Source organism: Streptomyces sp. NPDC004435, from assembly GCF_042873895.1.
In the GTDB taxonomy this organism is placed as follows: Bacteria; Actinomycetota; Actinomycetes; order Streptomycetales; family Streptomycetaceae; genus Streptomyces.
On record NZ_JBIAMB010000006.1, the window covers coordinates 107,769 to 131,503 of the forward strand.

Annotated in this window: 17 protein-coding genes and 1 riboswitch; of the genes, 12 read left to right on the forward strand and 5 right to left on the reverse strand. The window is 73.4% G+C overall.

Translation table 11 applies throughout. The features are described from left to right. Window positions 1-199: 199 nt before the first annotated feature. The 3 genes from ACFYT9_RS12655 (at window position 200) to ACFYT9_RS12665 (ending at window position 4,578) form a co-directional block, all read left to right on the forward strand. Window positions 200-2,317, forward strand: coding sequence for a type IIA DNA topoisomerase subunit B (locus ACFYT9_RS12655; RefSeq protein ID WP_376605547.1), 2,118 nt, complete (start codon window positions 200-202; stop codon window positions 2,315-2,317). Window positions 2,318-2,551: 234 nt separating this feature from the next. Then, window positions 2,552-2,989, forward strand: a complete 438-nt coding sequence (locus tag ACFYT9_RS12660; RefSeq protein ID WP_376600094.1) for a DUF485 domain-containing protein — start codon at window positions 2,552-2,554, stop codon at window positions 2,987-2,989. Further along, entirely contained in the window at window positions 2,986-4,578 is a 1,593-nt protein-coding gene (locus ACFYT9_RS12665; protein ID WP_389162864.1) for a cation acetate symporter, read from the forward strand. Before ACFYT9_RS12660 ends, ACFYT9_RS12665 begins: the two co-directional genes overlap by 4 nt. A gap of 24 nt (window positions 4,579-4,602) precedes the next feature. Here the strand turns inward: ACFYT9_RS12665 and ACFYT9_RS12670 are convergent, their stop codons facing one another. Further along, window positions 4,603-5,283 carry a response regulator gene (locus ACFYT9_RS12670; RefSeq protein ID WP_376600090.1) on the reverse strand — a complete coding sequence of 227 codons (681 nt, stop codon included), beginning with the start codon at window positions 5,281-5,283 and terminating at the stop codon, window positions 4,603-4,605. Continuing rightward, window positions 5,280-7,001, reverse strand: coding sequence for an ATP-binding protein (locus tag ACFYT9_RS12675; protein ID WP_389162868.1), 1,722 nt, complete (start codon window positions 6,999-7,001; stop codon window positions 5,280-5,282). Before ACFYT9_RS12675 ends, ACFYT9_RS12670 begins: the two co-directional genes overlap by 4 nt. A gap of 215 nt (window positions 7,002-7,216) precedes the next feature. Between ACFYT9_RS12675 and ACFYT9_RS12680 the strand changes: the two genes are divergently transcribed. Next, complete coding sequence (locus ACFYT9_RS12680) at window positions 7,217-8,266, forward strand: CobW family GTP-binding protein (RefSeq protein ID WP_389162871.1); 1,050 nt, start codon at window positions 7,217-7,219, stop codon at window positions 8,264-8,266. Between the two features lie 10 nt (window positions 8,267-8,276). Here ACFYT9_RS12680 and ACFYT9_RS12685 read toward each other — a convergent pair whose 3' ends face one another. Beyond that, window positions 8,277-9,764, reverse strand: a complete 1,488-nt coding sequence (locus tag ACFYT9_RS12685; protein ID WP_389162874.1) for an FAD-dependent monooxygenase — start codon at window positions 9,762-9,764, stop codon at window positions 8,277-8,279. 93 nt (window positions 9,765-9,857) lie between these two features. On the opposite strand from ACFYT9_RS12685, the gene ACFYT9_RS12690 reads away from it, so the two are divergent. Next, complete coding sequence (locus tag ACFYT9_RS12690) at window positions 9,858-10,523, forward strand: TetR/AcrR family transcriptional regulator C-terminal domain-containing protein (RefSeq protein WP_389162877.1); 666 nt, start codon at window positions 9,858-9,860, stop codon at window positions 10,521-10,523. A gap of 133 nt (window positions 10,524-10,656) precedes the next feature. Here ACFYT9_RS12690 and ACFYT9_RS12695 read toward each other — a convergent pair whose 3' ends face one another. After that, a complete protein-coding gene (locus ACFYT9_RS12695) occupies window positions 10,657-13,116 on the reverse strand; it encodes a DNA topoisomerase (ATP-hydrolyzing) subunit A (RefSeq protein WP_387275033.1) in 2,460 nt (819 codons plus the stop codon). A gap of 182 nt (window positions 13,117-13,298) precedes the next feature. Here ACFYT9_RS12695 and ACFYT9_RS12700 point away from each other — a divergent pair, with 182 nt between their 5' ends. From ACFYT9_RS12700 to ACFYT9_RS12715, 4 genes are all read left to right on the forward strand, one after another. Beyond that, window positions 13,299-14,663: a M16 family metallopeptidase gene (locus tag ACFYT9_RS12700; RefSeq protein WP_387275031.1), complete on the forward strand. Its 1,365-nt coding sequence runs from the start codon at window positions 13,299-13,301 to the stop codon at window positions 14,661-14,663. Window positions 14,664-14,689: 26 nt separating this feature from the next. Then, on the forward strand, window positions 14,690-16,054 hold the full coding sequence (locus tag ACFYT9_RS12705) for a M16 family metallopeptidase (RefSeq protein WP_389163346.1): 1,365 nt from the start codon (window positions 14,690-14,692) through the stop codon (window positions 16,052-16,054). A gap of 196 nt (window positions 16,055-16,250) precedes the next feature. After that, a riboswitch (cyclic di-AMP (ydaO/yuaA leader) is annotated at window positions 16,251-16,411 on the forward strand. 8 nt (window positions 16,412-16,419) lie between these two features. Continuing rightward, window positions 16,420-17,190 (forward strand): M23 family metallopeptidase, encoded by a 771-nt coding sequence (locus ACFYT9_RS12710; RefSeq protein ID WP_376600079.1) that lies wholly within the window; start codon window positions 16,420-16,422, stop codon window positions 17,188-17,190. A gap of 193 nt (window positions 17,191-17,383) precedes the next feature. Beyond that, window positions 17,384-18,067 (forward strand): GntR family transcriptional regulator, encoded by a 684-nt coding sequence (locus ACFYT9_RS12715; RefSeq protein WP_389162881.1) that lies wholly within the window; start codon window positions 17,384-17,386, stop codon window positions 18,065-18,067. A 177-nt stretch (window positions 18,068-18,244) separates the two neighbouring features. On the opposite strand, the gene ACFYT9_RS12720 is transcribed toward ACFYT9_RS12715, so the two are convergent. Beyond that, window positions 18,245-18,526, reverse strand: a complete 282-nt coding sequence (locus ACFYT9_RS12720) for an HPr family phosphocarrier protein (RefSeq protein WP_360318181.1) — start codon at window positions 18,524-18,526, stop codon at window positions 18,245-18,247. A gap of 204 nt (window positions 18,527-18,730) precedes the next feature. Between ACFYT9_RS12720 and ACFYT9_RS12725 the strand changes: the two genes are divergently transcribed. The 3 genes from ACFYT9_RS12725 to ACFYT9_RS12735 are packed head-to-tail and all read left to right on the forward strand — an operon-like array spanning window position 18,731 to window position 23,685. After that, on the forward strand, window positions 18,731-21,841 hold the full coding sequence (locus ACFYT9_RS12725) for a GNAT family N-acetyltransferase (RefSeq protein WP_389162884.1): 3,111 nt from the start codon (window positions 18,731-18,733) through the stop codon (window positions 21,839-21,841). Between the two features lie 39 nt (window positions 21,842-21,880). Beyond that, window positions 21,881-22,480 carry a DUF5998 family protein gene (locus tag ACFYT9_RS12730; RefSeq protein ID WP_031010889.1) on the forward strand — a complete coding sequence of 200 codons (600 nt, stop codon included), beginning with the start codon at window positions 21,881-21,883 and terminating at the stop codon, window positions 22,478-22,480. Continuing rightward, entirely contained in the window at window positions 22,480-23,685 is a 1,206-nt protein-coding gene (locus ACFYT9_RS12735) for an alkaline phosphatase family protein (RefSeq protein WP_389162887.1), read from the forward strand. Before ACFYT9_RS12730 ends, ACFYT9_RS12735 begins: the two co-directional genes overlap by 1 nt. The last annotated feature ends 50 nt before the right edge of the window (window positions 23,686-23,735 follow it).

Here is a 23,735-nt window from a genome sequence, read left to right on the forward strand (position 1 = left end):
GTTCATGCCTGGAAGGGAACGTGATGTTCGCGTCACCCCTTCGAGGGATCGAACATCCATACGACTCTGGACTAGCATGAGGAAACCGGGAGGGTGGCGTTTCAGCGGCCCTACCAGGCATCGGTACCCTCTGAGCGGTGAGCGACGCCGGTACTCACCCCATCGGGCAAGATTTCAAATTCAGCGAGGAGCGAACCGCGTGACCGCCGAAACGTCCGTGCCGTCCAGTGCGCTGCTGACCGCAGACCGTGACGGTTCCAACTACACCGCGCGGCACCTGCTCGTCCTCGAAGGGCTCGAAGCGGTCCGCAAGCGCCCCGGAATGTACATCGGGTCCACGGACAGCCGTGGCCTGATGCACTGCCTCTGGGAGATCATCGACAACTCGGTCGACGAGGCCCTGGGGGGCTACTGCGACCACATCGACGTCATCCTGCACGACGACGGCTCCGTCGAGGTGCGGGACAACGGCCGCGGCATCCCGGTCGACGTCGAGCCCAAGACCGGTCTGTCCGGCGTCGAGGTCGTCATGACCAAGCTGCACGCCGGCGGAAAGTTCGGCGGCGGCTCGTACGCCGCCTCCGGCGGTCTGCACGGCGTCGGCGCCTCCGTGGTCAACGCGCTCTCGGCCCGTCTCGACGTCGAGGTCGACCGGAACGGCGCCACGCACGCCATCAGCTTCCGGCGCGGTGTCCCCGGGATCTTCACCGAGCAGGGACCGGACAGCCCCTTCGACCCGTCGAGCGGGCTGGTCAAGGCCAAGCGGGTGCCCAAGACCCGCACCGGCACCCGTGTGCGCTACTGGGCCGACCGCCAGATCTTCCTCAAGGACGCCAAGCTCGCCCTGGAGACGCTGCACCAGCGCGCCCGCCAGACCGCCTTCCTCGTGCCCGGCCTCACCATCGTCGTCCGCGACCAGCGGGACCTGGAGGGGATCGGCAAGAGCGAGGAGGTCTTCCGCTTCGACGGCGGCATCAGCGAGTTCTGCGAGTACCTCGCGCAGGACAAGGCCGTCTGCGACGTGCTGCGCCTCACCGGGCAGGGCACCTTCAAGGAGACCGTGCCGGTCCTCGACGACCGCGGCCACATGACCCCCACCGAGGTCACCCGCGAGCTCGGCGTGGACGTCGCCCTGCGCTGGGGCACCGGGTACGACGCCACCGTCCGGTCCTTCGTGAACATCATCGCCACCCCCAAGGGCGGCACCCACGTCTCCGGCTTCGAGCAGGCCATCACGAAGACCGTGAACGAGGTGCTGCGCTCGGCCAAGATGCTGCGCGTCGCCGAGGACGACATCGTCAAGGACGACGCCCTGGAGGGCCTGACGGCCGTCGTCACGGTCCGCCTCGCCGAGCCGCAGTTCGAGGGCCAGACCAAGGAGGTCCTGGGCACCTCGGCCGCGCGCCGCATCGTGGCCACCGTGGTCGCCCGCGAGCTCAAGGCGTTCCTGACCTCCACCAAGCGGGACGCCAAGGCCCAGGCCCGCGCCGTTCTGGAGAAGGCCGTCGCCGCGGCCCGTACCCGGATCGCCGCCCGCCAGCACAAGGACGCGCAGCGCCGGAAGACCGCGCTGGAGTCCTCCTCGCTGCCGGCCAAGCTGGCCGACTGCCGCAGCGACGACGTCGAGCGCAGCGAGCTCTTCATCGTCGAGGGAGACTCCGCGCTCGGCACCGCCAAGCTCGCGCGGAACAGCGAGTTCCAGGCGCTGCTGCCGATCCGCGGCAAGATCCTCAACGTCCAGAAGTCGTCCGTCTCGGACATGCTCAAGAACGCCGAGTGCGGCGCGATCATCCAGGTCATAGGAGCGGGCTCGGGCCGCACCTTCGACATCGACGCGGCCCGCTACGGCAAGGTCATCATGATGACCGACGCCGATGTCGACGGCTCCCACATCCGGACGCTGCTGCTGACCCTCTTCCAGCGGTACATGCGCCCGATGGTCGAGGCCGGCCGGGTCTTCGCCGCGGTGCCCCCGCTGCACCGGATCGAGCTGGTCCAGCCCAAGAAGGGCCAGGACAAGTACGTGTACACGTACTCCGACAACGAGCTGCGGCAGACGCTCCTGGAGTTCCAGCGCAAGGGCGTCCGCCACAAGGACGCCATCCAGCGCTACAAGGGCCTCGGCGAGATGGACGCCGACCAGCTCGCGGAGACCACGATGGACCCGCGCCACCGCACCCTGCGCCGGATCAACATCGGCGACCTGGACGCGGCCGAGCAGGTCTTCGACCTGCTGATGGGCAACGACGTGGCGCCGCGCAAGGAGTTCATCACCAGCTCGGCGGCGACGCTCGACCGCTCGCGCATCGACGCCTGAGCCCCGGCACCGCTCCGTTCCGGACGGCCCGGTCCCCGCACCGCGGGGGCCGGGCCGTCCGGCGTTCCCGCGGCCGCCGGCGTCCCTACGCATATCGGCCCGGCCCGGTCGGTCGCCCGGCCGGGGAGTCACCTGATGGGGTGAAGACCGGAGGGAGAAGAGTCCGGGAACTGCCCGCTCTGTCCATCCTTGGGCACGCGGCCGAAACGGTTCGCTGACAAGGAGAGTTGACCGGTGGATCAGCTGGACGAGCAGGAGCGCGCGCGGGCGTGGGACGACGGGCCGGGCGGGAACCCGTCGGGGCTACCGCGGCAGCGGTACGACGAGGCCGCGAACCCGCTGCCCGGGGCGGCCGCGGTCTACCTGGAGGTCCAGCGCAGCCCCGCCTTCCAGGAGGTACGGCGCCGGTACCGCCGTTTCGTCCTCCCCGCGACCCTCGCCTTCCTCGCCTGGTACCTCGCCTACGTCGTCGCCGCCACCGCCGCCCCCGGGCTGATGGCCCGCCCGGTGGCCGGTTCGGTCAACGTCGCGATGCTCGCCGGCCTCGGCCAGTTCCTCACCACCTTCCTGCTCACCTGGGCCTACGCCCGGCACGCGCGGCTGCGCCGCGACCGGGCCGCGCTCGAACTGCGCTGGGACACCCAGGAGATGACGAGGGGAGCCGAACGGTGACCGGAGACCACCAGACCCTCGCCCTGCTGCTCTTCAGCGCCTTTGTCGCCGTGACCCTGGGCATCACCACGTGGGTGAGCCGCAACCGGCGCGGTTCGGCCGAGGAGTTCTACGCCGGCGGCAGACTCTTCTCGCCGATGGAGAACGGATTCGCCATCGCCGGCGACTACATGTCCGCCGCCTCCTTCCTCGGCATCTCGGGCCTGATCGCGCTCTACGGCTACGACGGCATGCTCTACTCGGTCGGCTTCCTGGTCGCCTGGCTCGTGGTGCTCTTCCTGGTCGCCGAACTCGTCCGCAACTGCGGCCGGTTCACCCTCGCCGACGTCATCGCCGCGCGGATGGCGGAACGGCCCGTGCGCATCGCCGCCGGCACCTCCTCGGTCGCCGTCTCCGTCCTGTACCTGATTGCCCAGATGGTGGGCGCCGGCAGCCTGGTGGCCCTCCTGCTCGGCGGCACCGGCGAGGCGGCACGCACCTGGACGGTCGTCGGCGTCGGCGCGCTGATGGTGGTCTACGTGTCGCTCGGCGGGATGCGGGCCACCACCTGGATCCAGATCGTCAAGGCCGTGCTGCTGATGGCGGGCACGGTCACGCTCACCGTGCTCGTCCTGGTCCGCTTCCACGGCGATGTGAACGGTCTGCTCGCCACCGCCGCCGAGCGCAGCGGCCACGGCACCGCCTTCCTCGGCCCCGGACTGCGCTACGGCGGCGACTGGACCGCCCGGCTGGACTTCATCAGCCTCGGCCTCGCGCTCGTCCTCGGCACCGCGGGACTGCCCCACATCCTGTCCCGGTTCTACACGGTGCCCACCGCACGGGCCGCCCGCCGCTCGGTCGTCTGGGCGATCGGCCTGATCGGCGGCTTCTACCTGATGACGATCGTCCTCGGCTTCGGCGCCGCCGCGATCATCGGCTCCTCCGAGGTCCGCGCCTCCAACGCCTCCGGGAACACCGCCGTCCCGCTGCTGGCCCTCGACCTCGGCGGGGGAGCGGGCTCCACCGGCGGCACGGTGCTCTTCGCGATCGTCGCGGCCGTCGCCTTCGCGACCATCCTCGCCGTCGTCGCGGGGATCACCCTGGCCTCCTCCGCCTCCGTCGCCCACGACCTCTACGCCTCGCTGCGCCGGCCCGGCGGGAAGCCGTACAGCGAGGTGGCGGTGGCGCGGACGGCCGCCGCCGTGATCGGCGCCGCCGCGATCGGGCTCGGACTGCTCGCCCGCGACCTCAACGTGGCCTTCCTCGTCGGCCTCGCCTTCGCCGTCGCCGCCTCGGCCAACCTGCCGGTGCTGCTCTACTCGCTCTTCTGGCGCCGCTTCACCACCCGGGGCGCGGTCTGGTCCGTGTACGGCGGGCTCGTCCCCGCGGTGCTGCTGGTGCTGTTCTCGCCGGTCGTCTCCGGCAGCCCGGACGCGCTCTTCCCCGGCGTCGACTTCCACGTCTTCCCGCTCCAGAACCCGGGGGTGGTCTCCATCCCGCTCGGCTTCCTGGCCGGCTGGCTGGGGACGGTGACCTCGCCCGAGCCGCCCGACGAGGCGCGGCACGCGGAGACCGAGGTGCGGTCGCTCACGGGCGCGGGGGCCGCCTGACGCGAGCGTCACCGCGACGGGGCCTCAGGGCGAGGAGACCCAGGTGTAGCGGTGCTCGGGGCGGCCGGTCTCGCCGTACCGGAGGGAGAGCCGTACCCGCCCGGTGCGTTCGAGGAGCTTGAGGTAGCGCTGGGCGGTCTGGCGGCTGACACCGGTCCGCTCGGCCAGCTCCTGGGTGGAGAGCGGCCCGCCGGCGGCCAGCAGCGCCTGGCGCACCAGTTCGGCCGTCGTCGGGGAGTGCCCCTTGGGCAGATCGGGGGCGACGGCGCCGGCCGCCAGGGTTCCGAAGATCCGGTCGACCTCGGCCTGTTCCGCCTCGCCGCCGCTCTCCAGGGCGCGGCGGAGCGTCGCGTACGCCTCCAGTTTCGAGCGCAGCCCGGCGAAGTTGAACGGCTTCACCAGGTACTGGAGGGCGCCGTGCCGCATGGCCGCCTGGACGGTCGCCACGTCCCGGGCCGCGGTCACCATGATCACGTCGCACTGGTGGCCGCGGGCGCGCAGCTCGCGGATGGCGGCGAGACCGTTCTCGTCGGGGAGGTAGTGGTCGAGGAGGACGAGGTCCACCGGCCGGCCGTCGAGGACGGCCAGGGCCTCCGCGGTCGAGTGGGCGGTGGCCGCGACCCGGAAGCCGGGCAGCTTGGTCACGTAGGCGGCGTTCACCCGCGCCACGCGGATGTCGTCGTCGACGACGAGCACGTCGATCATCGGGACCGCTCCTCGGCCGTGGTCGGGTCCGCCGGGTCGCGCGGGGTGGCGGGCGCGGGCAGGGCGGCCGGTGCGGCGGGCGGGGGCGCTTCCGCCAGGACGTCCGGGAGGACGACCGTGAACTCCGCGCCGCCGGCCGGTCCCGTCGTCACGCGCGCGGTGCCGCCGCGCCGCTCGGCGAGACGCCGGACCAGCGCCAGCCCGAGGCCCCGCTTGCCGTGGGAGGGCGCTTCCTTCGTCGTCCACCCCTCGGTGAAGATCAGCTCCCGGCGCTCCTCGGGGACGCCGGGACCGCTGTCGGCGACCCCCAGGACCACCGTCCGGCCCTCGGCGCGCAGCGCGACCTCGACCCGGGCGTCCGGGGTGCCCGCGGCGGCGTCGAGGGCGTTGTCGACGAGATTGCCGACGACGGTGACCAGTTCGCGCGGGTCCACCAGCCGGTCCGGGAGCAGCGAGTCGGGGGAGAGGCGCAGCGAGACGCCGCGCTCGGCGGCGACGGTCGCCTTGCCGACCAGGAGGGCGGCGAGCAGCGGGTCGTGGACCTTCTCGGTCACCTGCTCGGCGGTGGCCCGGTGCACCCCGACGACCTCGGTGACGAAGTCGGCCGCCTCGTCGTACAGCTCCAGCTCCAGGAGGCCGAGCAGGGTGTGGAGGCGGTTGGCGTGCTCGTGGTCCTGGGCGCGCAGGGCGTCGATCAGGCCCCGGGTGGAGTCCAGCTCGCGGCCGAGCCGCTCCAGCTCGGTCCGGTCCCGCAGGGTCGCCACGGCGCCCCCGTCGTCCGTCGGCATCCGGTTGGCGATCAGCACCCGGTGTCCCTGGACGGTCACCAGATCGGCTCCGCTCACCCGGCCGGTCAGCACGTCGGCGGTGCGCCCGGGGCCGAGGAGCGCGTCGAGCGGGCGTCCGGCGGCCTCGGGGCCGAGGCCGAGCAGGCGCTGCGCCTCGTCGTTGAGGAGCCGTACGGAACCCTTGCGGTCCAGGGCCACCACGCCCTCGCGGATGCCGTGCAGCATCGCCTCGCGCTCGGCCAGCAGCGCAGAGATGTCGGAGAAGGCCAGGTCGCGGGTCTGCCGCTGGATCCGCCGGGAGATCAGGTACGCCGCGAGGGCGCCGGCCGCGAGCGCGCCGCCCGCGTAGGCCAGGAGACCGGGGATCGCGGAGAGGAGGCGGTCGCGGACGCTGTCGTACTCGATGCCGACGGAGACCGCGCCGACGATCCCGCCGTCGGCGTTCCGCAGCGGCGCCTTGCCGCGCGCCGAGCGGCCGAGGGTGCCGCTGTCGATCTCCATCACCTCGCGGCCCGCCAAGGCCTCGCTCGGGTCGGTGGAGACGGTCCGGCCGATCTGGACGGGGTCGGGGTGCGACCAGCGCACTCCGCGCGTGTCCATGACGACCACGTACTCGGCGCCGGTCGCCGTCCGGACCCGTTCCGCCTCGCGCTGCACCGGTCCCGTCGCCGACGGCGGCCCTCCGGCCAGGTCCGCGGCCGTACGCGTGGAGGCCATGGTCTCCGCGATGGCCAGCGCCCGCCGCATGGCCTGGTCGTCGAGCTGGGAGCTCAGCGGGGCCAGGAAGAACCCGGTGGCCAGCACGGTGACCCCCGTGGCGACGGCCAGCTGCATCAGCAGGACCTGCGAGAACACCCGCCGAGGCCACCCCAGCCGACGCCGCCGGCGCCCGTCCGGCCGCGCGGAGGGTGTCGATCCGGGGCTGCTCATGCCCGAAACGGTACGGGGACGGCGCGTGCGACCGGAAACGCGGCGACTGCACGCGCGCGCGTGGGGCAGGTGTGGTGGCGCGGGCTGCCTATCCTGGTGGGCGGTCCGGGCGGACCGTCGGACGGGTCGCGGTGCGGGAGGCCGGGTCCGCTTCCGGGCCCGCCGTCCGTCGCCGGACCGGCGATCCGTGGTCGTACCAGCGAAAGGCCTGCTTCTTGAGCGCGCAGCAGATCCCCGTCGTCGTCCTCGCCGGGTTTCTCGGGGCGGGGAAGACGACGCTCCTCAACCACCTGCTGCGCAGTGCCCGGGGTACCCGGATCGGGGTCATGGTCAACGACTTCGGGGACATCGGGATCGACGCGATGACCGTCGCCGGCCAGGTCGGTTCGACGGTCTCCCTCGGCAACGGGTGCCTGTGCTGCGCCGTGGACGTGAGCGAGCTGGACGAGTACCTGGACGTCCTGACCCGGCCCGAGCTGTGCCTCGACGTGATCGTGATCGAGGCCAGCGGTCTCGCCGAGCCGCAGGAGCTGGTCCGTATGGTGCTCGCCAGCGGGAACCGGCGGATCGTCTACGGCGGTCTCGTCGAGGTGGTCGACGCCGCCGAGTTCGGCGCCACCCGTCAGCGGCACCCCGAGACCGACCGGCACCTCGCCCTCGCCGACCTGGTCGTCGTCAACAAGGCCGACCGGGTGCCCGAGGAGGAGCTGCGGGCCGTCCGGGAGACCGTCACCGGGCTCGCGGAGCGGGCCGTGGTGGTCGAGGCGGACCACGGCAGGATCGATCCCGAGCTGCTCTTCGACCGGGTCGTCCCGGAGGGGGAGATCGCCGGCCAGATGTCGATCGAGGACATCCTCTACGCCGACGAGGACGGGCACGCGCACGTGCACGCCGCCTACGACACCGTCTCGCTGACGACGGCGGTGCCGCTGCACCCGCGCCGGCTGATGGCCTTCCTCGACTCCCGCCCCGAGGGCCTGTACCGGCTCAAGGGCTTCGTGGACCTCGGCGCCGCCGACCCCGACCACCGGTACGCGGTGCACGCGGTCGGCCGCTTCCTGCGCTTCTACCCGGAGCCCTGGCCGGCCGGGGAGGAGCGCCTCACCCAGCTCGTCCTGATCGGCTCCGGCGTCGACGCGGGCGGCCTGCGCAAGGAACTCGCCGCCTGCGAGGTCGGCGGTCCTGAGGACGCTCCGGACGAGCACAGCATGTGGGGCCTGCTCCGGTACGTGCCGCGGGCGGACGAGCCCGAGGCCGAGGCGTAGGGCCGGTCGCTCAGGCCGGTACGCCCGCCGGTGCCAGGCCGACGGCCGTCAGGTACGCGTCGAAGGAGGCGTCGGCGTGGTGGCCGGCCCAGCCCACGTACCCGTCCGGGCGGATCAGGAAGACGCCGGTGCCGTAGGGGCCGCCGGCCGGGATCCGGGCGCGGCGGACCCGCTCGGGCAGGTCCGCCGGCGGTTCGGCGGGTCCGGCCGTGAGCAGGGTGAAGTGCGGGCCGCGGAAGAGGTCGAAGAGCCGGTCCTCGCCGTACCGGCCGTCCGGGGCGCGGTCGCCGGCGCGCACGGCCTCCTCGGGGGTCTCCGGGCGGGTGTCCACCGCGAGGTCCGAGTCCCGGTAGCCGAGGCCGAGCTGCTGCACGTCCCTGCCCCGCTGGACGGCCGCGCCGCCCGCGCTCGCGCGGTGGAGACGGGTGCTGAGGCCCAGGACGTCCGCCGCCACCGGGCGGCGCTCGGCCTCGTAGCTGTCGAGGAGCGCGGCCGGGGCGCCGTGGAGCAGGACCTGGGCGAGCTTCCAGCCGAGGTTGTACGCGTCCTGGACGCCGGTGTTGAGGCCCTGGCCGCCGGCGGGGGAGTGGACGTGGGCCGCGTCGCCCGCGAGGAAGACCCGGCCCTCCCGGAAGCGGTCCGCCAGCGCCGCCCGGACGCGGTAGTCCGAGGCCCAGGGCACGTCGGTGATCGCCTCTTCGGCCAGCGGGGTCCGGGCGGCGAGCAGGGCCCGGACGCCGTCCGGGGTCGTGTCCACGGCGGCCGACTCGTCCTCGAAGGTGGCGGCCAGCTGGAACAGTCCGTCGTCGCCCGGCAGCGGGCAGAGCGCCACCCCGCCGTCCGCCGCGCGCCAGACGTGCCAGTGGTCGCGGTCGGCGAGCGTTCCGGGGGCGATCCGCACGTCGGCGACGAGCATCGGGCGCGGGTCCACGGTCTCGCCGGTCATGCCGATGCCGAGCGCCCGGCGGACGGTGGAGCGGCCCCCGTCGGCGCCGACCAGACAGCCGGCCCGGACCGTCTCGCCGGTACTCAGCCGCACCTCGACGCGCTCGGCGTCCTGACGGAATCCGGTGAGGGCGGCTCCGAACCGGACGCCGCCTCCCAGGGCCGTCAGGCGCTCGTACAGGAGCTCCTGGGTGCGGGACTGCGGGATCAGCAGGGTGTCGGCGTACGGCACCTGCTCGGTGGGCTCGGAGCGCTCGATCATGTCCCACTCGCCGCGCCGCTCGGTGCCCTCCCAGGCCAGCATCCGCGGGTACGGCCCGCCCGCCGCGAGGACGCCGGGGAGGATTCCGAGGTCGTCCAGGACCTCCTGGCTCCGCGGCTGGAGCCCCTTGCCGCGCGAGCCGGGGAAGAGCCCGTCGGCCCGCTCCAGGAGGAGCGCGCGGACGCCCCGGCGGACGAGGTCGAGGGCGAGCACGAGCCCCGTCGGGCCCGCCCCGCAGATGACGACGTCGGTGTCGCGGTGCGCGGCAGTTGCAGGCGTGGGCTCGGACATGGGTGACCGCCTCCATTCCTTAACGGTGTTAAATGACGGCTCCCCAAGCATCGCCTTAACGGTGTTAAGGAGTCAAGGGGATACCGTGACGGGGTGGCGACCAAGAAGACGGCGAAGCTGGACCCCGGCCAGGTGGCGGAGACCGCCCTGCGGCTGCTGAACGAGCGCGGCCTGGAAGGGCTCACGCTCCGCGCCATCGCCCAGGAACTGCACGTCCAGGCACCCGCCCTGTACTGGCACTTCAAGAACAAGCAGGCCCTGCTCGACGAGATGGCGACGGTGATGTACCGGCGGATGGTCGCCGAACCGGAGGCCCGCGCGGCCGTCGGGAGCGGCTGGCAGGAACTGATGCTCACCGCCAACCGGGGCCTGCGGGCCGGGCTGCTCCGCTACCGCGACGGAGCCAAGGTCTACAGCGGCGCCCGGTTCACCGGCACCGACCACGCCCAGGACATGGAGCGTCAGCTCGGCGCCCTCGTCGACGCGGGGTTCACCCTGCGCGAGGCGGTGCGGGCCAGCACCACGGCGTACATGTACACGCTCGGCTTCGTCACCGAGGAGCAGGGCACCGAGCCGCTCCCCGGCGAGCCACGCGAGGGCTTCGACATCGACGAGCGCGCCCGGCGCCTCGCCGCGTACCCCCTCGCGGCGCAGGCGGGCGCGGAGCTCTTCGCCGGCTACGACGAGCGCTTCGAGGAGGGGCTGCGGCTGATCGTCGCCGGGATCGAGACGGTGTACGCCCCCGGCGCACGGCCCTGAGGAACCGCTCCGCGCACGACGAAGCCCCCGCTCCGGGTACGACGAAGCCCCCCAACCCCACGCACGACGAAGCCCCCCGCTCCGGGTGGGAGCGGGGGGCCTCGACGCGTACAGGGCCAGCGGGTACCGGCGGCTAGCTCGCCGGGCCGGCCACCACGTCCACCGGCTTCGGCAGCGGGGTGCCCGAGCCGTCGCGGCGCGGGTCCGGCTCCGGCAGCTCGACCGGGGTGCCGTTCTTCTGCGCGGCACGGGCCGGGAGGGCGCCCGCCCAGGCCAGGATCAGCACGTCCTCGCCCTTCAGGAAGCGCTGGCAGCGCACACCGCCGGTGGCCCGGCCCTTGCGCGGGTACTGGTCGAACGGGGTCAGCTTCGCAGAGGTCGCCGCCGAACCGTCCAGGGTGCCGGTCGAGCCCGCCACCGTGAACACGGCCGCGTCGGCCGCCGGGTCCACCGCGGCGAAGGACAGCACCTCGGCCCCGGCCGCCAGCTTGATGCCCGCCATGCCGCCGGCGGGCCGGCCCTGCGGCCGCACCTGGGAGGCGGGGTAGCGCAGCAGCTGCGCGTCGGAGGTGATGAAGACCAGGTCCTCCTCGCCCGTCCGCAGTTCGGTCGCGCCGACGATCCGGTCGCCGTCCTTGAGGGTGATGACCTCCAGCTCGTCCTTGTTCGCCGGATAGTCCGGCACCACGCGCTTGACGACGCCCTGGAGGGTGCCGAGCGCCAGGCCGGGGGAGGACTCGTCCAGGGTGGTCAGGCAGACCACCGTCTCGTCCGCCTCCAGGGAGAGGAACTCGCTCAGCGGCGCCCCGCCCGCCAGGTTCGGCGAGGCGGCCGTGTCGGGGAGCTGGGGCAGGTCGATGACGGCGATCCGGAGCAGCCGGCCCGTGGAGGTCACCGCGCCCACGTCGCCGCGCTGGGTGGCGGCCACCGAGGAGACGATCGCGTCGTGCTTGGTCCGCTTGGCGTCCGCCTCGACCGGCGGCAGCTCCGCCGAGACCGTCCTGGCCAGCAGACCGGTCGTGGAGAGCAGCACCCGGCAGGGGTCGTCGGCGACCTCCAGCGGGACGGCGGAGACGGGCGCGCCCGCCGACTCCAGGAGGACCGTGCGCCGGTCGGTGGCGAACTTCTTCGCGACCGCGGCCAGCTCGGCGGAGACCAGCTTGCGCAGCTCGGAGTCGGAGTCGAGGATCCCGGTCAGCTCGTCGATCTCGCCGGTCAGCCGGTCGCGCTCGGTCTCCAGCTCCAGGCGGTCGAACCTGGTGAGCCGGCGCAGCGGGGTGTCCAGGATGTACTGGGTCTGGACCTCGCTCAGCGAGAAGCGCTCCATCAGGCGCTCCTTCGCCTGCGCCGAGTTCTCGCTCTCCCGGATGAGCCGGATGACCTCGTCGATGTCGAGGAGCGCGACGAGCAGGCCCTCGACCAGGTGCAGCCGGTCGCTCTTCTTGCCGCGGCGGTACTCCGAGCGGCGGCGGACGACCTCGAAGCGGTGGTCGAGGTAGACCTCCAGGAGCTCCTTGAGGCCGAGGGTGAGCGGCTGGCCGTCCACCAGGGCCACGTTGTTGATGCCGAAGGACTCCTCCATCGGCGTCAGCTTGTAGAGCTGCTCCAGGACGGCCTCGGGCACGAAGCCGTTCTTGATCTCGATGACCAGACGGAGCCCGTGGGCCCGGTCGGTGAGGTCCTTGACGTCGGCGATGCCCTGGAGCTTCTTGGAGCCGACCAGGTCCTTGATCTTGGAGATGACCTTCTCGGGGCCGACCGTGAAGGGCAGTTCGGTGACGACGATGCCCTTGCGGCGGGCGGTCACCGTCTCCACCGAGGTGGTGGCGCGGATCTTGAAGGTGCCGCGGCCCGTCTCGTACGCGTCCCGGATGCCGTTCAGGCCGACGATGCGGCCGCCGGTCGGCAGGTCGGGGCCGGGGACGAAGCGCATCAGCGCGTCCAGGTCCGCGTGCGGGTAGCGGATCAGGTGGCGGGCGGCCGCGACGACCTCGCCGAGGTTGTGCGGGGGCATGTTGGTCGCCATGCCGACCGCGATGCCCGAGGCGCCGTTCACCAGCAGGTTCGGGTACGCGGCGGGGAGCGCGACCGGCTCCCGCTCCTGGCCGTCGTAGTTGGGCGCGAAGTCGACCGTGTCCTCGTCGATGGACTCGGTCATCAGCAGGGCGGCGGGGGCCATCCGCGACTCGGTGTACCGCATCGCGGCGGGCGGGTCGTCATTGCCCAGCGAGCCGAAGTTGCCGTGGCCGTCGACCAGCGGCACGCGCATGGAGAAGGGCTGCGCCATGCGCACCATGGCGTCGTAGATGGAGGCGTCGCCGTGCGGGTGCAGCTTGCCCATCACCTCGCCGACCACGCGGGCGCACTTGACGAACCCGCGGTCGGGGCGCAGGCCCATCTCGTTCATCTGGTAGACGATGCGCCGCTGGACCGGCTTCATGCCGTCGCGGGCGTCGGGCAGCGCACGCGAGTAGATGACCGAGTAGGCGTACTCGAGGAAGGAGCCCTGCATCTCGTCGACGACGTCGATGTCGAGGATCCTCTCCTCGTACGCGTCGTCCGGCGGCGGTGTCTTCGTGCTGCGGCGGGCCATCGCGGCTGCGGCTCCTTCTCCGACAAAGCTTGATCTGACGCGGACCATTGTGGACCGTGCCACCGACAACGCGGACCGCGACCCGGACGAGGGACATCTCAGGGGTCCGGGAACTTCGCCAGGTGTCGGCGCGCTTGCATACAGTGGCAGCACTTTTCCAGATCGCGATCGAAGGGACGTACATGCCCATGGGTCACACGGCCACGGCCGAGGCCGGCTCCGGCGGCCTGACAGCGACCGAGCACCGGCTGGCGAACGGCCTGCGGGTGGTGCTCTCCGAGGACCACCTGACCCCGGTCGCCGCGGTCTGCCTCTGGTACGACGTCGGCTCGCGCCACGAGGTCGAGGGCCGCACGGGCCTCGCCCACCTCTTCGAGCACCTGATGTTCCAGGGCTCGCAGCAGGTGCACGGCAACGGGCACTTCGAGCTCGTGCAGGGCGCGGGCGGCTCGCTCAACGGCACGACCAGCTTCGAGCGCACCAACTACTTCGAGACCATGCCCACCCACCAGCTGGAGCTCGCGCTCTGGCTGGAGGCGGACCGGATGGGCTCGCTGCTCGCCGCCCTCGACGACGAGTCGATGGAGAACCAGCGGGACGTCGTGAAGAACGAGCGCCGCCAGCGGTACGACAACGTGCCGTACGGCACCGCCTTCGAGAAGCTCACCGCGCTCGCGTACCCCGAGGGCCACCCCTACCACCACACCCCCATCGGCTCGATGGCGGACCTGGACGCGGCCACGCTGGAGGACGCGCGGAACTTCTTCCGCACCTACTACGCGCCCAACAACGCGGTCCTGTCGGTGGTCGGCGACATCGACCCGGAGCAGACGCTCGCCTGGGTCGAGAAGTACTTCGGCTCCATCCCCGGCCACGACGGCAAGCCCGCCCCGCGTGACGGCGGCCTGCCGGAGGTCATCGGCGAGCAGCTGCGCGAGGTCGTCGTCGAGGACGTCCCGGCCCGGGCCCTGATGGCCGCCTACCGGCTGCCCGAGGACGGCACGCGCGCGTGCGACGCCGCCGACCTCGCCCTCACCGTGCTGGGCGGCGGCGAGTCCTCCCGTCTGCACAACCGGCTGGTCCGCCGGGACCGCACGGCCGTCGCCGCCGGCTTCGGCCTGCTCCGGCTCGCCGGCGCGCCCTCGCTCGGCTGGCTGGACGTCAAGACCTCCGGCGGCGTCGAGGTCCCCGACATCGAGGCGGCCGTCGACGAGGAGCTGGCCCGCTTCGCCGCCGAGGGGCCCACCGCCGAGGAGATGGAGCGCGCTCAGGCCCAGCTGGAGCGCGAGTGGCTCGACCGGCTCGGCACGGTCGCCGGCCGCGCCGACGAACTGTGCCGCTTCGCGGTGCTGTTCGGCGACCCGCAGCTCGCCCTGACCGCCGTCGACCGCGTCCTCGCCGTCACCGCCGACGAGGTGCGCGAGGTGGCCGCGGCCCGGCTCCGGCCCGACAACCGCGCGGTTCTGGTCTACGAGCCCGTCGAGCACGAGGCGAACGAGGCCGCCGAGGCCGCAGACAGCGACGAGGAAGAGGGAGCGGACCAGTGACGGACACCGCCGAGCCCCTGACCAGCATGGATTTCCACCCGCAGCCGCAGGCCGGCGCGGCCAGGCCGTGGGCCTTCCCCGCCCCCGAGCGCGGCGCGCTCGACAACGGTCTCACCGTGCTCCGCTGCCACCGCCCCGGCCAGCAGGTCGTCGCCGTCGAGATCTTCGTCGACGCCCCGCTGGACGCCGAGCCGGAGGGTCTGGACGGCGTCGCCACCATCATGGCCCGCGCCCTCTCCGAGGGGACCACCGAGCGCGGCGCCGAGGAGTTCGCGGCCGAACTGGAGCGCTGCGGCGCCACCCTGGACGCGCACGCGGACCACCCCGGCGTCCGGGTCTCCCTGGAAGTCCCGGTCTCCCGGCTCCCGAAGGCCCTCGGGCTCGTCTCCGAGGCGCTGACCTCCCCGGCCTTCGACCCCGACGAGGTCAAGCGCCTGGTGGCCAACCGGCTCGACGAGATCCCGCACGAGGCGGCCAACCCGAGCCGCCGCGCGGCCAAGCAGCTCTACAAGGAGCTCTTCCCGGCCACCGCGCGGATGTCCCGGCCGCGCCAGGGCACCAAGGAGACGGTGGAGGCCATCGACGCCGCCGCCGTCCGCGCCTTCTACGACGGGCACGTGCGGCCCGCCGCCGCCACCGCGGTCGTCGTCGGCGACCTGACCGGCGTGGACCTGGACAAGGTCCTCGCAGAGACCCTCGGCGGCTGGACCGGCAAGCCGGCCGCGCCGCGCCCGATGCCGCCGATCACCGCCGACGACACCGGACGGGTCGTCATCGTCGACCGCCCCGGTGCGGTCCAGACGCAGCTGCTCATCGGCCGGATCGGCCCGGACCGCCACGACGCCGTCTGGGCCGCGCAGGTCCTCGGTGTCTACTGCCTGGGCGGCACCCTGACCTCCCGTCTGGACGCGGTGCTGCGCGAGGAGAAGGGATACACGTACGGCGTGCGCGCCTTCGGGCAGGTGCTCCGCTCGGACGGCGAGGGCCACGGTGCCTCGCTGCTGGCCATCAGCGGCTCGATCGACACCCCCAACACCGGCCCGGCCCTCGACGACCTGTGGAAGGTGCTCCGCACGCTGGCCGAGGGCGGTCTGACCGACGCCGAGCGCGACGTCGCCGTGCAGAACCTGGTGGGCGTGGCGCCGCTCAAGTACGAGACGGCCGCCTCGGTCGCGGCGACCCTCTCCGACCAGGTCGAGCAGCACCTGCCGGACGACTACCAGGCCCGGTTGTACGCGCGGCTCGCCGAGACGGGCACGGTCGAGGCCACTGCCGCCGCCGGCAGCGCCTTCCCTGTGGACCGCCTGGTGACGGTCCTGGTGGGCGACGCCTCCGAGATCGAGGAGCCCGTGCGGGCCCTCGGCATCGGTGAGGTGTCCGTGGTGAGCTGACGCCTCGTCGGCCCGGCGGAGGTCTCCGATGTGATGAAGCGTCGGAGACCTCCGCTTTGTCCGTTATGGCGCCAAGGGTGATCGTTTGCCCTGTGGCGTGTCTTACAAATCAGCGAGACCGTTTGGTGATTGACATCCCTCCGGCCTAGCGTCGTCCCGGCTGTCCGACCGACGCACGCGCCGCACCCGCGGCACCGGGCAGCCATCGCCGAGTCCCCGTCAGGCGCGAGCCTGGGGAGCCGGGGACCCACACAGTCCCTGGGGTGAATCGGACGCCTTCGCCGCGCGGAGGGGCCCGTAGGAGACCTTCCTGCTCCGAACCCGTCAGCTAACCCGGTAGGCGAGAAGGAAGGAAAGGAACCGTCTTGGCGTTCACCCGTGCCACCGGGAAACATCGTGGTGCGAGCCGACTGGCTCGCCGCAGCGCCGGCATCGCCGGCGTGGCCGCCCTCGCCACCACCGGTGTCGTCGGCACCCTCGCCTCTCCGGCGCTCGCCGCCGACACGGACGACCGTTCCCCCGAGGACACCGGCCTCACCCGGGTGATCGCCGACGAGTCCATCGCCGACCAGCTCAGCGCCCAGGCCGCCGCCCAGGAGCTGGAGGTCGCCGAGGCCGATGCCCGCGCCAAGGCGCGCGCCGAGGCGAAGCGCCAGGCCGAGGCCCGCGCCCAGGAGATCCGCGAGGCCAAGGAGCGCGCCGCCCGTGAGGCCGAGCGCCGTCGGCTCGCCTCCTTCAACCTCCCGGTCGCCGGCTCGTACGTCTCCACCGGTTACAAGACCGGCGGCTCCCTCTGGTCCTCCGGCAGCCACTCCGGCGTCGACTTCCACGCCGCCTACGGCAGCTCGGTCGTCTCCGTCGGCTCCGGCACCGTCGTCGAGGCCGGCTGGGGCGGCGCGTACGGCAACAACATCGTGATCCGGATGAACGACGGCACCTACACCCAGTACGGCCACCTGTCGTCCATCGGTGTCTACGTCGGCCAGTCCGTCGAGCCCGGCCAGCAGATAGGCATCTCGGGCTCGACCGGCAACTCGACCGGCCCGCACCTCCACTTCGAGGCCCGTGCCACCGCCGAGTACGGCTCCGACCTCAACCCCGTCGCGTACCTCCGCGCCCGCGGCGTCAGCCTCTGACCCGTCACCCCGCGTCGAAACGGCCCCGGCTCACACGAGCCGGGGCCTTTTCGTGTCTCCTCGCCCGATACGGGCGCTGCCGCGGAGCGGGCGAATTCCGAGGGGGCATCGGAATTTCCGGCGCACTGCAATAGAGTCGCGTGAGAAGCGCCGCTCGAATTCGGTGCGCGCGGAGCGAAAGCGGAGGTCGGACATGCGGGTTCCCGCGCAATCGGTATGCACGGCGATCCGGGACGACATCGTCTCGGGGGTCTTCGGGCGCGGCAGCCGGCTCACCGAGGAGCAGCTGGCCCGCCGCTACGGAGTCTCCCGCGTCCCGGTCCGCGAGGCGCTGCGCACCCTGGAGTCCGAGGGCTTCGTGGTCAGCCGGCGCCATGCGGGCGCCCAGGTCGCCGAGCCCACCGAGCAGGAGGCCGCCGACCTCCTCGACGTACGGGCGCTGCTCGAACCGCTCGGCGCCGCCCGGGCCGCCCAGCGGCGCACCGACGCCCACCTCAAGGTGCTGCGCGGCCTGGTCAGGCTGGGGCAGGAGAGGGCCCGCCGGGGGCAGGGCGAGGACCTGCGGGCGCTTGGCGCCTGGTTCCACGAGACGCTCGCGCAGGCGTCGGGGAGCCCCGCGCTCTCCGCCCTCCTCACCCAGCTGCGCCACAAGATCGCCTGGATGTACGTGGTGGACCAGCCGGACCGGCCGGTGGAGGCGTGGGCCGAGCACGGGGCGATCGTCGACGCCGTCGCGCGCGGGGACGCCGAACGGGCCCGCGCGCTGACCGCCCTGCACGCCGAGCACACGCTCCCGCTGCACCGGCTGAAAAGGCCCGAGCGGGGCCACGTGAGGGTTTCGCAACATGCCGTCAACACGGCGAGCGTCCGGAATTAACACGGGCGCCGTATACAAAGAATAGCAATCCCGGAGTGCATTTCGTGCTGCCCGGAAACCGAATTGCCGAGACCCGGGATGCCGGGATTCATCCTTCCCGTAAATGCCGAACGGCCGTGTCGCCCGGGAATTCCGGGGACACGGCCGTCCGGGAGGAGAAGGAATCGACCCGCTGGGTCAGACCGTCTCGGGAAGCTCCTCGAGACCCTCGGCGACGAGCTTGGCGAGGCGCTCCAGCGCGGCCTCGGCGCCCTCGGCGTCCGAAGCGAGCACGATCTCCTCGCCGCCCTGCGCGCCCAGGCCGAGCACCGCGAGCATGGAGGCGGCGTTCACCGGGTTGCCGTCGGCCTTGGCGATGGTCACCGGGACACCGGAGGCCGTGGCGGCACGGACGAAGATGGAGGCGGGGCGGGCGTGCAGGCCCTCGGCCCAGCCGACGTTGACGCGGCGCTCAGCCATGGTGTTGCCCTTCAGGTCTTCAGCGGTTGTCTAGACCAGTCTCTCACGGGAAGCGGCGTGGTCCGGCCGACCGAGGTCCCGCATCCGTGCGACGTTCGGCCCTCCTACCTTGCACGGGGCGGCAGGGGTGCGCGAGCCGTACACGCCCGGGGAGTGGGCGCGCGAACGGTGCCGGTGTCGCACCCCGGCCGTAGGCTTTGCCCCATGCGGAGCGCGTCGGAGCAGGCGGACGGGACGGGCGGGGCGGCGGGGGCGGGAGCGGGGGAGCACCCGAGCCCGGAGGAGCCCACGGCCCCGGGGAAGCCCACGGCCCCGGAGAAGCCCCCGGCTCCGGAGGAGCACGCCTACCCCGACCACTGGGAGGCCGACGTCGTGCTCCGCGACGGCGGCACCGCGCGCGTCCGGCCCATCACCGCCGACGACGCCGACCGGCTCGTCAGCTTCTACGAGCAGGTCTCGGACGAGTCGAAGTACTACCGCTTCTTCGCCCCCTACCCCCGGCTCTCCGCCAAGGACGTCCACCGCTTCACCCACCACGACTTCGTCGACCGGGTGGGCCTCGCCGCCACCGTCGGCGGCGAGTTCATCGCCACCGTCCGCTACGACCGGATCGACGCCCGGGGCCTGCCCGCCTCGTCGCCCGCCGACGAGGCCGAGGTCGCCTTCCTCGTCCAGGACGCCCACCAGGGCCGCGGTGTCGCCTCCGCCCTCCTCGAACACATCGCGGCCGTGGCCCGTGAGCGCGGCATCCGCCGCTTCGCCGCCGAGGTGCTCCCCGCCAACACCAAGATGATCAAGGTGTTCACGGACGCCGGCTACACCCAGAAGCGCAGCTTCGAGGACGGCTCCGTCCGGCTCCACCTCGACCTGGAGCCCACCGACCGCTCCCTCGCCGTCCAGCGCGCCCGCGAGCAGCGCGCCGAGGCCCACTCCGTCCAGCGGCTCCTCGCCCCCGGATCGGTCGCCGTCCTCGGCGCCGGACGCACCCCCGGCGGAGTGGGCAGGACCGTGCTGCGGAACCTGCTGGGCGCCGGCTTCACCGGCCGGGTGTACGCGGTCAACCCCGCGCTCGACGCCCCCGCGGCCGAACTCGACGGCGTGCCCGCCTTCCCCTCCGTCGCCGCCATCGGCGCTCCCGTGGACCTCGCGATCGTCGCCGTCCCCGCCGAGCGGGTCCCCGAGGCCGTCGCCGACTGCGGCGAGCACGGCGTGCGCGGCCTCGTCGTCCTCTCCGCCGGCTACGCCGAGAGCGGCACCGAGGGCCGGGAGCGGCAGCGGGCACTGGTCCGGCAGGCCCGCTCGTACGGCATGCGGATCATCGGGCCCAACGCCTTCGGAATCATCAACACCGCCGACGAGGTCCGGCTCAACGCCTCCCTCGCCCCCGAGATGCCCGCCACCGGCCGCATCGGCCTCTTCACCCAGTCCGGGGCCATCGGCATCGCCCTCCTCGCCGGACTGCACCGTCGTGGCGCCGGCCTCTCCTCCTTCATCTCCGCCGGCAACCGCGCGGACGTCTCCGGCAACGACTTCCTCCAGCACTGGTACGACGACCCGGCGACCGACGTCGTCCTGCTCTACCTGGAGTCGATCGGCAACCCGCGCAAGTTCACCCGGCTCGCCCGCCGCACCGCCGCCGTCAAGCCGGTCGTCGTCGTCAAGGGCGCCCGCCACAGCGGCAGCGCCCCGCCCGGCCACCGCGTCCCCGTCACCCGTATCCCGCACGCCACCGTCTCCGCGCTGCTCCGCCAGGCCGGCGTCATCCGCGTCGACACCGTCACCGAGCTGGTCGACGCCGGCCTCCTCCTCGCCGGACAGCCGCTGCCCGCCGGACCGCGCGTCGCGATCCTCGGCAACTCCGAGTCCCTCGGCCTCCTCACGTACGACGCCTGCCTCACCGAGGGGCTGCGGCCGCAGCGGCCCGTGGACCTCACGACCGCCGCCACCGCCGCCGACTTCCGGGACGCGCTCGGCGCGGCCCTCGCCGACGACACCTGCGACGCGGTCGTCGTCACCGCGATCCCCTGGGTGGGCATCGAGGGCACCACCGAGGTGCTGGCCGCATCCCTCCGCGAGGCCGTCGCCGGCGGCGGGGCCACCGGTGCCGCCAAGCCGGTCGTCGTCGTGCACGTCGAGATGGGCGGCCTCGCCGAGGCCCTCTCGGCCGCCACCAGCACCCGCCCCGCGCCCGCGCGCCCCCGCCGCCCGGCCGCCGCCCCCGAGCCCGGGGGCACGGGGGACGCCCGGACCGCGCAGGACGCGCAACCCCGGCAGGACCTACAGCACACGCAGGACGCACAGAACACACAAGGCGCGCAGGACGCACAGCACACGCAGGGCACGCAGGACCCCCGTCCCGGCACCCCCACCGACGGTCCCCCCACCGGCCCCGACCCCGCTTCCGCCCCAGCCCCCGCCCCTGCTCACACTCCCGTGCGGAACATCCCCGCCTACCCCGCCGCCGAACGGGCCGTCCGCGCGCTCGCCGAGGCCGTGCGGTACGGCCAGTGGCGGCGGCAGGCCGCCGAGCCGGGACGCGTACCGGAGTACGACTCCATCGACGAGGCCGGCGCCGCCGCCCTCATCGACCGGGTGCTCGGCGAGCGGGGCGCCGGCCAGGAGTCCCGGGGCGTGACCCTCACCACCGACGAGGCCGGCGCACTGCTCGGCCGGTACGGCATCGTCCTCCGCCCCGCCCTCCCCGCCCCCGGACCCGACGCCGCCGTCGCGGCCGCCGCCCGGCTCGGCTACCCGGTGGCGCTCAAGACCACCGCCCCCCATCTGCGCCACCGCCCCGACCTCGGCGGCGTCCGCCTCGACCTGGCGAGCGAGGAGCAGCTGCGCACCGCCTACGCCGAGCTGACCGACGCCCTCGGCAAGCCCGAGGAGCTCCAGCCGGTCGTCCAGGCGATGGCGCCCCGGGGCGTGGACACCGTGGTGCGCGCCGCGATCGACCCGGCCGCCGGCGCGGTCCTCTCCTTCGGGCTCGCCGGGGCCGCCTCCGAACTCCTGGGCGACACCGCCCACCGGCTGGTTCCGGCCACCGACCGGGACGCCGCCGAGCTGGTCCGCTCCATCCGCACCGCCCCGCTCCTCTTCGGCTGGCGCGGCTCGGCCCCCGTCGACACCCCCGCTCTGGAGGAACTGCTGCTCAGGGTCTCCCGGCTGGTCGACGACCACCCGGAGATCGTCTCCGTCGCCCTCGAACCGGCCGTGGTCGCCCCGACCGGCGTCTCCGTCCTCGGCGCCGTGGTCCGGCTCGCCCCGGCCGCACCCACCACGGACCTGGGCCCACGCCGCCTGCCCAGCTACTGAAGGGCCGGAGGGGGTCCACAGCCCCGTAGGATGGAGTCCATGGCGAAGACCGGTACGACGACCCAGGGGCTGCGCGCGGCGATCGAGCGCAGCGGCTACTACCCGGCACTCGTGGCCGAGGCGGTGGAGGCCGCCGTCGGCGGCGAGGACGTCGCGTCGTACGTGGTCCACCAGGAGACCACCTTCGACGCCAACGAGGTCCGGCGCCACGTCACCGTCCTCGTGCTGACCCCGAGCCGCTTCATCGTCAGCCACACCGACGAGCAGGCCGCCGACAACAGCTCCCCGAGCCCGTACGCCACCACGTCCACCGAGTCCGTGAAGCTCGACCGGATCTCGTCGGTCGTGGTCAGCCGGGTCGTCGCCAATCCGGAGTCGTACACCCCGGGCACCGTGCCCCGCGAGGTCGTCCTCACCATCGGCTGGGGCGCCGTCTCCCGGATCGACCTGGAGCCCGCCGCCTGCGGCGACCCGAACTGCGACGCCGACCACGGCTACACCGGCAACGCCACCGCCGACGACCTCAGCCTGCGGGTCAGCGAGGCCGGCGACGGCCCGGACACCGTCCGGCAGACCCTCACCTTCGCCCAGGCGCTCTCCGAGGCCACCGCCGCGACCGCCCCGACGGCCGGCCGCTGATGGCGCAGCCGACCTCCGTCGCCCACGGCTGGCCCGACGAGCCGGTGCCGCTCGCCCCGGAGACCGCTCCGGTCCCCGAGTACGGCTCCGGCTCCCTCGCCGACCTGCTGCCCACCCTCGTCGCGGGCCAGGGCGTGCCCGGCTTCGACGCGCGGATCACCGAGCTGGCCCCCGCCGACCGCGTCTGCGTCTTCCTCGTGGACGGGCTCGGCTGGGAGCAGATCAAGGCCCATCCGGACGAAGCGCCCTACCTGACCTCGCTGCTCGGCTCCTCGCGCGGCGGCACCGGTCGGCCGATCACGGCCGGCTTCCCCGCCACCACCGCGACCTCGCTCGCCTCCGTCGGCACCGGCCGCGCCCCCGGCACCCACGGCCTCGGCGGCTACACGATCCGCAACCCGGAGACCGGCGAGCTGATGAACCAGCTCAAGTGGCGCCCGTGGACCCCGCCGAAGGTCTGGCAGCCGTACCCCACGGTCTTCCAGCTCGCCCACGACGCCGGGATCCACACCGCGCAGGTGTCCTCGCCGATCTTCGCGCAGACCCCGCTCACCCAGATCGCGCTCAGCGGCGGGACCTTCCACGGCCGCCTCTCCGGCGAGGAGCGCATGGACCTCGCCGCCGAGCAGCTGGCCGCCGGCGACCGCTCGCTGGTCTACACGTACTACAGCGAGCTCGACGGCGCCGGGCACCGCTTCGGCCTCGACTCCGACGCCTGGCGCGGCCAGCTGATGCTGGTCGACCGGCTGGTCCAGAGGCTCGCCGAGCAGCTGCCCGCCCGCTCGGCGCTCTACGTCACCGCCGACCACGGCATGGTCGACGTCCCCTTCGACGAGGAGCACCGCATCGACGTCGACGAGGACTGGGAGCTGCGCGCCGGCGTCGCCCTCCTCGGCGGCGAGGGGCGCGCCCGGCACGTCTACGCCGTCCCCGGTGCCGAGGCCGACGTCCTCACCTGCTGGCGCGAGGTCCTCGGCGAGCAGTTCTGGGTGGCCGGCCGGGACGAGGCCATCGCCCTCGGCTGGTTCGGCGACACGGTGGACGAGCGGGTGTACGGCCGGATCGGCGACGTCGTCGCCGCCGCCCACGAGGACGTCGCCCTCGTCGCCTCCGTCGGCGAGCCGCTGGAGACCCAGATGGCCGGCATGCACGGGTCGATGACCCCCGCCGAGCAGTACGTGCCGCTCCTCGAAGTCCGTTCCTGACCCTCCCCGCCACCACCGTCCCGCCCCCCGACCCGAAAGGTCCCCGACCC

Coding starts and splice junctions, on each gene's coding strand:
- ACFYT9_RS12670 (WP_376600090.1), bottom strand. CDS start 5,283: ATGATCGACGTGCTCGTCGTCGACGACGACATCCGCGTGGCGCGGGTG.
- ACFYT9_RS12675 (WP_389162868.1), bottom strand. CDS start 7,001: ATGAGCAGCCCCGGATCGACACCCTCCGCGCGGCCGGACGGGCGCCGG.
- ACFYT9_RS12685 (WP_389162874.1), bottom strand. CDS start 9,764: ATGTCCGAGCCCACGCCTGCAACTGCCGCGCACCGCGACACCGACGTC.
- ACFYT9_RS12695 (WP_387275033.1), bottom strand. CDS start 13,116: ATGGCCCGCCGCAGCACGAAGACACCGCCGCCGGACGACGCGTACGAG.
- ACFYT9_RS12700 (WP_387275031.1), top strand. CDS start 13,299: ATGCCCATGGGTCACACGGCCACGGCCGAGGCCGGCTCCGGCGGCCTG.
- ACFYT9_RS12705 (WP_389163346.1), top strand. CDS start 14,690: ATGGATTTCCACCCGCAGCCGCAGGCCGGCGCGGCCAGGCCGTGGGCC.
- ACFYT9_RS12715 (WP_389162881.1), top strand. CDS start 17,384: ATGCGGGTTCCCGCGCAATCGGTATGCACGGCGATCCGGGACGACATC.
- ACFYT9_RS12720 (WP_360318181.1), bottom strand. CDS start 18,526: ATGGCTGAGCGCCGCGTCAACGTCGGCTGGGCCGAGGGCCTGCACGCC.
- ACFYT9_RS12725 (WP_389162884.1), top strand. CDS start 18,731: ATGCGGAGCGCGTCGGAGCAGGCGGACGGGACGGGCGGGGCGGCGGGG.
- ACFYT9_RS12730 (WP_031010889.1), top strand. CDS start 21,881: ATGGCGAAGACCGGTACGACGACCCAGGGGCTGCGCGCGGCGATCGAG.
- ACFYT9_RS12735 (WP_389162887.1), top strand. CDS start 22,480: ATGGCGCAGCCGACCTCCGTCGCCCACGGCTGGCCCGACGAGCCGGTG.